The organism is Acidovorax sp. FG48 (genome assembly GCF_057809085.1).
Window position 1 is genome coordinate 59,677 of sequence record NZ_JBMDJH010000008.1, and the last position, 12,124, is coordinate 71,800.

The 12,124-nt window shown below is 66.0% G+C and carries 8 protein-coding genes; 6 read left to right on the plus strand and 2 right to left on the minus strand.

Annotated features, from left to right (window positions below; all coding sequences use genetic code 11):
- The first annotated feature begins 39 nt into the window (after positions 1-39).
- The 4 genes from ACODSU_RS13280 to ACODSU_RS13295 are packed head-to-tail and all read left to right on the plus strand — an operon-like array spanning position 40 to position 4,081.
- Positions 40-1,182: an NAD(P)/FAD-dependent oxidoreductase gene (locus tag ACODSU_RS13280; RefSeq protein WP_488842653.1), complete on the plus strand. Its 1,143-nt coding sequence runs from the start codon at positions 40-42 to the stop codon at positions 1,180-1,182.
- A complete protein-coding gene (gene gluQRS / locus ACODSU_RS13285) occupies positions 1,179-2,216 on the plus strand; it encodes a tRNA glutamyl-Q(34) synthetase GluQRS (protein WP_488842654.1) in 1,038 nt (345 codons plus the stop codon). Before ACODSU_RS13280 ends, gluQRS begins: the two co-directional genes overlap by 4 nt.
- Positions 2,213-2,986, plus strand: coding sequence for a tRNA (guanosine(46)-N7)-methyltransferase TrmB (gene trmB / locus ACODSU_RS13290; RefSeq protein ID WP_488842655.1), 774 nt, complete (start codon positions 2,213-2,215; stop codon positions 2,984-2,986). Before gluQRS ends, trmB begins: the two co-directional genes overlap by 4 nt.
- 39 nt (positions 2,987-3,025) lie before the next feature.
- Positions 3,026-4,081: a GGDEF domain-containing protein gene (locus ACODSU_RS13295; protein ID WP_015013931.1), complete on the plus strand. Its 1,056-nt coding sequence runs from the start codon at positions 3,026-3,028 to the stop codon at positions 4,079-4,081.
- Between the two features lie 112 nt (positions 4,082-4,193).
- Here the strand turns inward: ACODSU_RS13295 and ACODSU_RS13300 are convergent, their stop codons facing one another.
- Both ACODSU_RS13300 and alaS read right to left on the minus strand, forming a co-directional pair.
- Positions 4,194-7,175, minus strand: coding sequence for an HD domain-containing phosphohydrolase (locus tag ACODSU_RS13300; RefSeq protein ID WP_488842656.1), 2,982 nt, complete (start codon positions 7,173-7,175; stop codon positions 4,194-4,196).
- A 101-nt stretch (positions 7,176-7,276) separates the two neighbouring features.
- Positions 7,277-9,904 carry an alanine--tRNA ligase gene (gene alaS / locus ACODSU_RS13305; protein ID WP_488842657.1) on the minus strand — a complete coding sequence of 876 codons (2,628 nt, stop codon included), beginning with the start codon at positions 9,902-9,904 and terminating at the stop codon, positions 7,277-7,279.
- Between the two features lie 290 nt (positions 9,905-10,194).
- Here alaS and ACODSU_RS13310 point away from each other — a divergent pair, with 290 nt between their 5' ends.
- A complete protein-coding gene (locus ACODSU_RS13310; RefSeq protein WP_291442755.1) occupies positions 10,195-11,112 on the plus strand; it encodes a dihydrodipicolinate synthase family protein in 918 nt (305 codons plus the stop codon).
- A 36-nt stretch (positions 11,113-11,148) separates the two neighbouring features.
- Positions 11,149-12,096 (plus strand): 4-hydroxyproline epimerase, encoded by a 948-nt coding sequence (locus tag ACODSU_RS13315; protein ID WP_291442753.1) that lies wholly within the window; start codon positions 11,149-11,151, stop codon positions 12,094-12,096.
- The last annotated feature ends 28 nt before the right edge of the window (positions 12,097-12,124 follow it).

A 12,124-nucleotide genomic window follows, 5' to 3' on the forward strand; every position in this document is an offset into this window, starting at 1 on the left:
ATCGCATTTCTTTTGCCGACCGTCACCGAAAGGCCTCCCATGAGCAAACCTGATCCTCTCCCCGCCAAACGGCTCCGACGCACCAGCGCCCCGGCCCCTGCAGCTTCCGCAGCGCCCGCCACCCCTATCACCCCCTCCGGCAAACCGCAGCGCCACTTCGCCATCATTGGCGCGGGCATGGCGGGCATTGTCTGTGCCCGAACCCTGGTCCAGGCCGGCCACCGGGTGACAGTGTTCGAAAAGTCCCACCACGCTGGCGGCCGCACCGCCACCATCGACAGCCCCTTTGGCAACTTTGATGCCGGTGCCCAGTATTTCACCGTGCGCGACCCCCGCTTTGCCCGAGCCATCGACACCGTGCCCGGCATCTGCAAGCGCTGGAGCGCCAATTCGGTCCAGGTGCTGGACGCCGCAGGCCGGGTGGCCGCCGTGGGCCTGCCCCACCGCGAAGCCCACTGGGTCGCCACCCCGGGCATGCAGTCGCTGGTGACCACCTGGGCGGAACCCTTGGCCCAGGCAGGCCAGCTGGTCACCCACACCCGCGTCACCCGCATCGAACCCGACGCCGTGAACGCACCCGGGTGGCAACTGCGCACCGAAGGCGCGGGCGGCGAGCAGCATGTGTATGCGGGCTTTGACGCGGTGCTGCTGGCCCAGCCCTCGGTGCCCGCACAGGCCTTGATTTCCGGCTCCGGGCTCGACTCCCCGCTGGCCGACGCCATGTGCAAGGTCGCCATCGCGCCCTGCTGGACCCTGATGCTTGCCTACCCCCAGGCCGTGCGCCCCGGCCTGACCACGCTCGGCCCGCAATGGAACGCCGCGCGCAGCACCCACCACCGCATTGCCTGGCTGGCGCGCGAGTCGTCCAAGCCGGGCCGCAACGTGGTGGAGCGCTGGACGGTGCAGGCCAGCCCTGCCTGGTCGGCAGAACACCTCGAAGACGACGAAGCCCGCGTGCAGGCCAAGCTGCTCAAGGCATTTGCCGAAGTCACCGGCATCCGGGCCGAGCCTGCGCATGCCGACACCCGTCGCTGGCGCTATGCCCAAACCACCCACCCCCTGGGCAAGAGCCACCTGTGGGACGCCAAGGCCGGGCTGGGTGCGTGCGGAGACTGGTGCCTGGGGCACCGGCTGGAAGATGCCTTTGTGTCGGGCCTGGAACTGGCACTTGCCGTGGCATGACGGGGGGCGTAGGAGCAACGCCGCACAACGAGGGCAGCCCCACAGCACGCTCAGAGGAGCGCAATGTGGGGCGCTATGTGGGGCGCTATGTGGGGCGGTTTGCCCCCTCTCCCACGGGCCCGCTGCATGCGGGCTCTCTGGTGGCCGCGCTGGCCAGCTGGCTGGACGCACGCGCACACAACGGCCGGTGGCTGGTGCGCATTGAAGATGTGGACCAGCCCCGCTGCGTGCCAGGGGCTGACACCTTCATCCTGCAGCAGCTCGCCGCCTGTGGCCTGCACCCCGATGCCCCGCCCCAGTGGCAGTCTGCGCGCAGCGGGCTGTACCAGCATGCCCTGGACCAGCTGGTGGCGCAGGGCGATGCCTATCCCTGTGCCTGTTCACGCAAGGACGTCGAAGATGCCCATGCCGCGCAGGGCCATGCGCGTGAACGCCATGCCGCACTGCCCTACCCCGGGACCTGCCGCCATGGGCTGCATGGCCGCACAGGGCGTTCCTGGCGCTTCAATGTGACAGACTTCAAGCCAAAACAGCCGATAGCGCTAGTAGATCATGCCTGGGGTGCTACGTATTCAATAGCAGACGGGCTGCTGCAGTGGCACGACCGCCGCCTGGGCCGCCAGCAGCAACAGGTTGCGACCGCCGTGGGCGACTTTGTGCTGCGCCGCGCAGATGGGCTCTGGGCCTATCAGCTGGCCGTGGTGGTGGACGACGCCGACCAGGGCATCACCGATGTGGTCCGGGGCGAGGACCTGGCCGACAACACGCCCCGCCAGATCCTGCTGCAGCAGGCCCTGGGGGTGCCCACACCGCGCTACCTGCACACCCCCCTGGTATGCGGGGACAACGGCGAAAAACTCTCCAAACAAAACGGCGCGCAGGCGCTGGAACTGCAGAACCCGTTGGTGGCCCTGTCGCAAGCCGCGCTGGCACTGGGCCTGCCCGCTGTGGCAAATCTGCACAACATTTGCATACCCGACGCACTGGCACAGTGGGTGGTGGCGTGGCGACGAAACTACAATGGCCCACCGTGACCGAATTGACCACAGCCTCCGCCCCCGCCAGTGCTGCGCCCGCAGCCTCCATCGCCCCCACAGCGCCCACTGCACAGGGCTCTGCCCCCGCCGGTGTGACCCACCCCAAAACCATCAAGAGCTTTGTGCGCCGCGCCGGCCGCACCACCACGGGCCAGGCCAAGGCCTTTGAAGACTTTGGGCCACGTTTTGTTCTGCCCTACACCCCCGCGCCGCTGGACGCCACCGCCGCCTTTGGCCGCAGCGCGCCGCTGGTGCTGGAGATCGGCTTTGGCATGGGCGAGGCCACGGCCCATATTGCCCGAGTGCGGCCTGACGACAACTTTCTGTGCTGCGAGGTGCATGAGCCCGGCGTGGGCGCCCTGCTCAAGCGCATTGGCGAACAAGGGCTGACCAACATCCGCATCCTGCAGCACGACGCCGTGGAGGTGATCGACCACATGCTGCCGCCCGGCGTCCTCGACGGCGTGCACATCTTCTTCCCCGATCCCTGGCACAAGAAAAAGCACAACAAGCGCCGCCTGATCCAACCCCCGCTGGTGGCCAAGCTGGCTGCACGCCTCAAGCCCGGCGGCTACCTGCATTGCGCCACCGACTGGCAACCCTACGCAGAGCAGATGCTGCAGGTGCTGAGCGCCGAGCCCCTGCTGCAAAACACCGCAGACGCCTTTGCACCGCAACCCGACTACCGCCCGCTGACCAAGTTCGAAAACCGTGGCCTGCGACTGGGCCATGGGGTCTGGGACGTGGTGTTTGTGCGCCGCAACTGACCCAACGACATGCCCCGATCGGCCCGCAGCACACCGCCTATGAAACCCATCCTGCAAAACCTGGTGGAGATGACTGGCCACCGCGACCACCTGCGGCTGGAGGTGTCGGTGCTGTCCACGCTGCAAAAACTCAGCAGCATCATCGAGGTGCGGGCCCTGGAACTGTTCACGGAGGGCGGCGTGCCCCATGTGCGCCCCCGCACCTGGGTGGACAACGGCCAGCTGGTGTCCACCGACTCCGAAGCCGCAGCCGACCCCCGCCGGGAGCCGCTGGACCAGTACCCCGCCCTGCGGGACTGCGTGGACAACCGGGGCGAGCGCGCCCTGGCCTCACCCCGCCGGGGCCGCCATGTGCTCTGGCTACCGGTGTGGATGCACGACAAGGTCAGCACTTGCCTGGAGATCACCCAGTCGCGCCCGTTCTCGGCCCACAAGCTTGACGTGCTCATGGGCGTGTTTCAGGTGTACCAGAACTACCAGAGCCTGCTCGACTACAGCGAGCGCGATGCGCTCACCGGCCTGTTCAACCGCAAGACGTTTGACGAGCAATTCTCCCGCTACACCATGAGCGGGCTGGCCAGCCGGTCTGGTGCAGTCACCGAGTCCTTTGCGGCCGAAGAAACCGCCGTGGCCAGCGACAACGAGCCCGTGCAGCAATGGCTGGCGGTGGTGGACATCGACCATTTCAAGCAGGTCAACGACCGCTTCGGCCACCTCTATGGTGACGAAGTGCTGATCCTGATCGCCAACATCCTGCGCAGTTCATTCCGCAGCCACGACCGCATCTTCCGCTTTGGCGGCGAAGAGTTTGTGGTGCTGCTGCGCTCCACCACGCTGAGCACTGCCCACAAGGTGTTTAACCGCTTCCGGCTGGCCGTGCAGGAGTACCACTTCCCGCAGGTGGGCCAGGTGACGGTGAGCCTGGGTTTTGTGAGCACCACGCGCGGTTCGCCCGTCGAAATCCTGGGCCAGGCCGACCAGGCGCTCTACTACGCCAAGGAACATGGCCGCAACCAGGTCTGCTTCTACGACGATCTGGTGGCCAGCGGGCACCTGGCGACCAAGGTCGCCAACGACGACGTCGAATTGTTCTGAGCGGGCTGCGCCATCCGCAGCCCCCCCTTTCTACTATCCGCTACACAAAGGCTGGCAGTGGCCGAGCCGGATTCCACCGGCCACCGTGCAGTGCGCAGTGCGGTGCCCCCTGTCAGCCCAGCGATGCCAGGATCGCCTCCACATTGACCTCGTCGCGCTGCGCAGGCGTCAGGAAGCGCTCTGCGTAGTCCCGCCACACACCACTGGTCAGGAAGAAGCGGAACACCTCGGCATCGATGTGCCGCTCGCGCACCATGTGGGTCATGATCTTGAGCGACTCGGACAGCGTCTTGGGTGGCTTGTAGGGCCGGTCGGCCGCAGTCAGCGCCTCAAAGATATCGGCCAGGGTCATTACGCGGTCGGCCAAGGTCAGCTCTGGCGCCTTCAGCCGCCGAGGGTAGCCGGTGCCGTCCAGCTTTTCATGGTGTGACCCGGCAATCGCCGGCACGCGCGCCAGGTGCGGCGGAAACGGCAGACCGCTGAGCATGATGATGGTCTGCACGATGTGGTCGTTGATCTTGAAGCGGTCTTCCGCCGTGAGCGTGCCCCGCTGGATGGACAGGTTGTGCAGTTCGCCCAGGTGGGCCTCGTACGGCGGCAACACCATGTCGAAGCCCCAGCGGTTGGCAGGGTTGCCCGCCTCCACCGGTGGCTTGCGGGTGCCCCAGGGCACGATGTGCTCCGGCCGGTCGGCCAGCAGCGGCTCATTGGCGGGCATGGGGCGCACCGGCACGGTCGAAAGCCGCAGCATCTCGGCCGCCGACAGGCCCAGCCGGTCATCAAAATGCCGCTGCCAGATCTGGCGGCCAATGGTCTTGAGGCGGGCGATGTCGGCCTCGGCCATGAATTCCCCCCCCACGTTGCAGCGGGCCACAAAGGCAAAGTCGTCCTGTAACTGTTCGCGCCGTTGCAGCAGCTCGCGCTGCAGGCGCACCGGGTCCACGCCCGACACATGCTGCTTCCAGTAGTCCAGCTCTGCGTCCCGCCACAACACCTCAAAGCGCATGCGCACCTCATGAATGCGGTTGTAGAGCGTTTCCAGCTTGGTGGCCTTATCGATGATGTGCTCGGGGCTGGTGACCTTGCCGCAGTCGTGCAGCCAGGCCCCCAGGCAGAACTCGTAGCGCTCGGCGTCGGTCATGGTGACCTGGGCAAACAGGCCGTCTTTGGCTGCGCACATGCGATCCATGAGTGCTTCGGCCAGCTCGGGCACCCGCTCGCAGTGGCCGCCGGTGTAGGGGCTCTTCGCGTCGATGGCGTCGGCCAGCAGGCGGATGACGGCGTCCAGCAGCTTCTTCTGGCCTTCGATCAGGCTGCGAGTCTCGATGGCTACCGATAGCGTGCCCGACAGCTTTTCGACAAAGGCCCGGAAATGCGCGTCGTCCTGCGTCTGGTCTGCGATGTAGCGCAGCACCAGCAGGCCCAGGGGCTGCCCGTCGCGGGTGCGCAGCTGCACGCGCAGCACGCGGGCGGGCTCGGTGTCATCGTCGTCTTCGTGCTGGTCACCAGGCTGGGGCTCGGTGTGGTTGATGAAATGCACCATGGCCAGGTGCTCGGGGTAGCGGGACTGCTGCTCCGGGTCTTCGCAATGGCGGGCGGCACGCAGCAAGCCGGTGCGCTGCGGATCCACCAGATACACCGCACCGCCGGTGCAACTGGTGGCGCGCACCAGCTCGTACAGCACACTCGATAGCATCAGGTCGGTGCGCGATTCGGCGCTGATGTGGTGGGTGATGTGCAGGAACTCCTGGATGGTGTCGGACATGCGGTCCATCACCTGCCCCAGATCGCGCACTTCGCGCACCGGCGACACCCGCCGTTCGGGCCGCCGGAAATCAAACCGTGCCAGCGCCCTGGCCTGCAATGCCAGCCCGAACAGGCTGCGCCCCACCCGCCGGCCAGCGAGCCAGCCCAACGGCAGCATCAGGCCGATGAGCGACACCGACAGCCACACCTGCTGGCGCAGATTGTTGTTCACGTCGGCCAGCAGCTCTTTGGTGGGGATCGCCATCAGAATCTGCAGCCCCTGCCAGCGCATCGACGCCAGTGGCAGCGAGCGGCCCAGCCATTCCTCGCCGTCGGCCTGCAGGCGGCGTGACTCGCCATCTTTCAGGCCCAGCGCCTGCAGCGCATGCAGGCTGGGCACACCCAGATCGTCCAGGGCACGCAGCCGCAGGCCCGGCGTGTTGCCATCACGCAGCAGCACGCGTGACATGTCGGGATAGGCCAGCACGCGGCGGTCCTTGTCCACCACCGCGATCTCGGTGCGGGGCATCAGGCGCAGGCCACTGATCTCATGCCCCAGGTCGGTCAGGGCCACGTCCAGGCCAATCACTGCACGCCCGTCCTCGCTGGGCTGGCTCAGCGTGATGCCCACCTCCTGCGTGGTGAAGAACACATAGGGTGCCGTGAGGATCTGGGTGTTCTGCTCCAGCGCCTCGGCGTACCAGGGGCGGGTGCGGGGGTCGTAGCGGTATTCCGGGCGCACGGCCGAATCGATCAGCCGCAGGTCCGCGTCGTAATAACTCCAGCGCCCCACCATGCCCACCAGGCCACGCTCGCGCGCCATGGACTGCACCAGGTACGCCGTTTTGGGCGGTGCATCCAGCCGCACCCGCAAGGCTTCGTTTCGCACCGGTCGCACCAGCAAAAACTGCCCGTCCGGGTAACCGATGAACACCGCCGACAGCAGCGGGTTCTGCTCCAGCAGCCGGGCCAGTACAGGCAGGCGCCGCAGCCGCGCTGGCAGGGTGGACGCAGAGGCCACCGGGTCGAACGCCAGCAGGCGGATGGTGGCATCGGCCGGGTCCACGATGCGATGCACCCGTTCGGCAATGAGCTGGCTGATGCGCTGCGCACTCTCGTCCGACGCCGCAATGATGGCCTGGCGCGCGCTGGTGCTGACCTGGTACACCAACAACGCTGTCAGCAACAGCATGGCGGTGACCACCACGGTGGCGATCAGGACCTCAAAGGGGATGGTGATACGGCGCCACCACGGCAGGTGGCCGCCTTGGCCCGCCAAAGCAGCACCAGTGCCGCGCAGCACAGCGGACGGCGGCGGGTCTTGGGGGCTGTCGCGCAGGGTGTCCATGCGCTGCACTTTAGGGTGAAAGCCCGCGTTCCGTCACCCTCTTTTTGGCAGCCATGGCTGCCACACCACAGCGGCCGGTGCCGCTGTGGTGGCCCGGGACATCAGCCCAGTTGCTGCGTGACCCAGCCCGTCACCGAAGCCAGCGCTGCAGGCAGCTTGGCCGCGTCAGTGCCGCCAGCCATGGCCATGTCGGGCTTGCCGCCGCCCTTGCCGCCCACTTGCTGGGCCACAAAGTTGACCAGTTCGCCGGCCTTGAGCTTGCCCACGCTGTCGGCCGTCACGCCCGCAGCAATCTGCACCTTGTCGCCATCCACGGCGGCCAGCACGATGGCAGCGGTCTTGAGCTTGTCCTTGAGCTTGTCCATGGTGTCGCGCAGGGTCTTGGCGTCGGCACCCGGCAGCGCCGCAGCCAGCACTTTGAGGCCCTTCACCTCCACCGCCTGGTTCACCAGTTCGTCACCCTGGCTGGAGGCCAGCTTGCCCTTCAAGGCAGCCACTTCCTTTTCGAGCGCGCGGGCGTTGTCCAGCGCCTGGCTGATGCGGCCATTGAGCTCGGCCACCGGCGCCTTGAGGGTGCTGGCGGCCTGGTTCACGGTGTCTTCCAGGTTCTGCAAATATGCCAGTGCGTTGGCGCCAGTCACGGCCTCAATGCGGCGGATGCCAGCAGCCACTCCACCCTCGCCCACCACCTTGAACAGGCCGATGTCGCCTGTGCGCTGCACGTGCGTGCCGCCACACAGCTCGCGGCTGGTGCCGATGTCGAGCACGCGCACGGTTTCGCCGTACTTCTCACCAAACAGCATCATGGCACCGGTCTTCTGGGCCGACTCGATGTCCATCACGCGCGCTTGCGTGGGCTGGTTGGCCAGGATTTCTTCGTTCACACGGCGTTCAATCTCGCGGATTTCAGCCGCCGTCACGGCGCCGTTGTGTGTGAAGTCGAAGCGGGTGCGGTCGGCATTGACCAGGCTGCCCTTTTGCTGCACATGGCTGCCCAGCACTTCGCGTAAGGCCTTGTGCATGATGTGCGTGACCGAGTGGTTGCGCATGGTGGCAGCGCGCACGGCGGTGTTCACCTGGGCCTGCACCGTGTCACCCACGTTCAGCGTGCCCTCTTCGAGCGTGCCGTGGTGGCCGAACACATCGGCCTTGATCTTGAGCGTGTCGCCCACCGCAAAGCGGGCGGAGCCGCTGGTGATCACACCCTCGTCGCCCACCTGGCCGCCGCTTTCTGCGTAGAACGGGGTCGTGTCCAGCACCACCACGCCATTTTGACCGGCTTTCAGGGCTGCAGCGCTTGTCCCGTCTACGTAGATAGCTACGATTTTTGCAGTCTCAGCCAAATGCTCATAACCAGTGAACTGGTTGGCGGCACCGGTGTACTCCAGCGCCTTATCCATCTTGAACTTGCCAGCAGCACGGGCCTGGGCCTTCTGCTTTTCCATGGCGGTCTTGAAGCCGGCTTCGTCCACTTCCACGTCGCGCTCGCGGCACACGTCGTTGGTCAGATCGAGCGGGAAGCCGTAGGTGTCGTGCAGCTTGAAGGCCACGTCGCCGGGCAGTACCTTGGCGCCGCCGTCCAGCGCGGCGTCCAGAATTTCCATGCCGTTGGCCAGCGTTTCAAAGAAGCGCTCTTCTTCGGTCTTGAGCACGTCGGTGATGCGCTGCTCCTGCTCGCGCAGCGACGGATAGGCGTCGCCCATCAGGCGCACCAGGTCGGCCACCAGCTTGTGGAAGAACGGGGTCTTCTTGCCCAGCTTGTAGCCGTGGCGGATGGCGCGGCGCACGATGCGACGCTGCACGTAGCCACGGCCTTCGTTGCTGGGGATCACACCATCGCTCACCAGGAAAGCGGTCGCGCGGATGTGATCGGCAATCACGCGCAGGCTCTTGTTGTTGAGGTCGGTCACGCCGGTTTCGCGGCCGGCAGCCTTGATGAGCTGGTCGAACAGGTCGATCTCGTAGTTGCTGTGCACATGCTGCAGGATGGCGGCGAGGCGTTCCAGGCCCATGCCGGTGTCCACACAGGGAGCGGGCAGCGGGGTGACAGCACCGGTTTCGTCCATGTTGAACTGCATGAACACGTTGTTCCAGATCTCGATGAAACGGTCGCCGTCTTCGTCGGGGCTGCCTGGAGGGCCGCCAGGGATCTCAGGGCCGTGGTCATAGAAGATTTCGCTGCAAGGGCCGCACGGGCCGGTGTCGGCCATCATCCAGAAGTTGTCGGACTTGTAGCGACCGCCCTTGTTGTCGCCGATGCGGATCACACGCTCGGGCGGCAGGCCGATTTCCTTGGTCCAGATGTCATAGGCCTCGTCGTCCTCTTGGTAGACCGTGGCCAGCAGGCGCTCGGGCGGCAGCTTGTAGACGGTGGTGAGCAGTTCCCACGCCCACTTGAGCGACTCGCGCTTGAAGTAGTCGCCAAACGACCAGTTGCCCAGCATTTCAAAGAAGGTGTGGTGGCGCGCGGTGTAGCCCACGTTCTCCAGGTCGTTGTGCTTGCCGCCGGCACGCAGGCAGGCCTGTACGGACACCGCCCGGTTGTAAGGGCGCTTGTCGGTGCCCAAGAACACGTCCTTGAACTGCACCATGCCCGAGTTGGTGAACATCAGCGTGGGGTCGTTGCCAGGCACCAGGGGGCTGGACGCCACAACGGTGTGGCCCTTGGAGACGAAGAAGTCCAGGAAGGACTTGCGGATGTCAGCGACAGAAAAAGTGGGAGTGCTCATGGTGTTGTGGAGTGGTTGCACGGAGCAGGCAGACCGCAGGACCCGCGCCTGTGCGCTGCCTGTCGCTGCCCCTATGGGGACCAACCTTTCATTATAGGTTTGCAGCCCTGGCGCCCGTGGCAGCGGTGCGACAGCAAAGGGCGGCACAGGATTTGCAGGTTCCATGCCTGCCCCTCGCCTCCAATTCGCCCAGCGACCAATTGCCCGCGCTCGAAAATTCGCTTGCGCGCTTTTGATATCTTGTTAATATATTAATAACTTCATCGCCCAACGCACCCAAGGAGCACCCTGTGAACCCACAACCCCGCTGGCAAGGCATCTTCCCCGCCGTCACCACCAAGTTCCATGCCGACGAGTCCATCGACGCCGAAGGCACGGCACGGCACATCGACTTCCAGATCCGTAACGGCATTCACGGGCTGGTCACCTGCGGCTCGCTGGGCGAGGCCAGCACCCTCACGCTGGAAGAAAAGCTCCAGGTCGCCAAAATTGCCCTGGAAGCAGCCGACGGCCGCGTGCCCGTGCTGGCCAATGTGTCCGAGACCAGCACCCGCGAGGCCCTGCGCTACATCGACGGAGGCAATCGGCTGGGTGTGGCGGGCTACATGGTCATGCCCTCGGTGATCTACGTGGCCGACGCCCGCGAGGCCATGGCCAACGTCCGGGCCATGGCCCATGCCGCCCAGCGCCCGCTCATGGTCTACAACAACCCCGTCGCCTACCGCGTGGACCTGAAGCCCGAGCACATGCTGGAGCTGGCCGACTGCGAATGGATTGCCGCCATCAAGGAAAGCACAGGCGACATCCGCCGCATCACCGACCTGCGCAACACCGTGGGCAACCGCTACCAGCTCTTCCTGGGCGTGGACGACCTGGCCTACGAAGGCCTGGCCCTGGGCTGCGACGGCCTGCTGGCCGGCGTGGGCTGCGCCTTCCCGCGCGAAACGGTGGCGCTGTACGAGCTGATGAAGGCGGGCAAATTTGCTGAAGCCCTGCCGCTGTACCAATGGATGACGCCCATGCTGCACCTCGATGTATCGAACAAGCTGGTGCAGAACCTCAAGCTCATCGACGTGCTGGTGGGTGTGGGCACCGAGCACATGCGCCGCCCCCGCCTGCCGCTGGTGGGTGAAGAGCGGGCGTTTGTCGAGCGCGTGGTGCGCAAAGCGCTCGAAACCCGCCCGACCCAGTACCAGTCTGTGGCCTGAGACACTAAGCCACTGCCCCACCACGACCACAGCACCATGCAACACATCCAAGTGATCGACTCCCATACCGGCGGTGAGCCCACCCGGCTTGTCATTGGCGGATTTCCGGACCTGGGCACTGGCACCATGGCCGAGCGGCGCGAGCGGCTGGCACGCGAGCACGATGCCTGGCGCGCCGCCACCGTGCTGGAGCCGCGCGGTAGCGACGTGGTGGTGGGCGCGCTGCTCTGCGCACCGCAAGACCCCGCCAACGCGGCGGGCGTGATCTTCTTCAACAACAGCGGCTACCTGGGTATGTGTGGCCACGGCACGATTGGCCTGATCGCATCGCTGGCCCACATGGGCCGCATCCAGCCTGGCGATCACCGCATCGAAACGCCGGTGGGCACCGTCACCACGACCTTGCACACCGATGGATCGGTGAGCGTGCGCAATGTGCCCGCCTACCGCCTGCACCACCAGCTGGCGGTGGATGTGCCCGGCTATGGCCGTGTGGTGGGTGATGTGGCCTGGGGTGGCAACTGGTTCTTTTTGATCTCGGACCACGGCCAGCGCGTGGCGAGCGACAACCTGGAGGCACTGATGCACTACACCTGCGCCGTGCAGCAGGCCCTGAAGGACCAGGGCATTCGCGGCGACAACGGTGGCGAGATCGACCACATCGAACTATTTGCTGACGACGACAGCACCGATGATCCCGCGGACAGCCGCAACTACGTGCTGTGCCCCGGCAAAGCCTACGACCGCTCGCCCTGCGGCACCGGTACCAGCGCCAAAATTGCCTGCCTGGCCGCCGATGGCAAGCTCCAGCCGGGTCAGGTGTGGCGCCAGGCCAGCATCATCGGCAGCCAGTTCGAGGCCAGCTACACGCTGCAGGACGGTGGCAAGCTCATCCCCACCTTGCGTGGCCGTGCCTACATGAGTGCCGAAGCGACCCTGCTGATCGACGACACGGACCCCTTCGGCTGGGGCATCCGGCTGTAAACCGCGTTTCTTCCACCACACAGGCCCC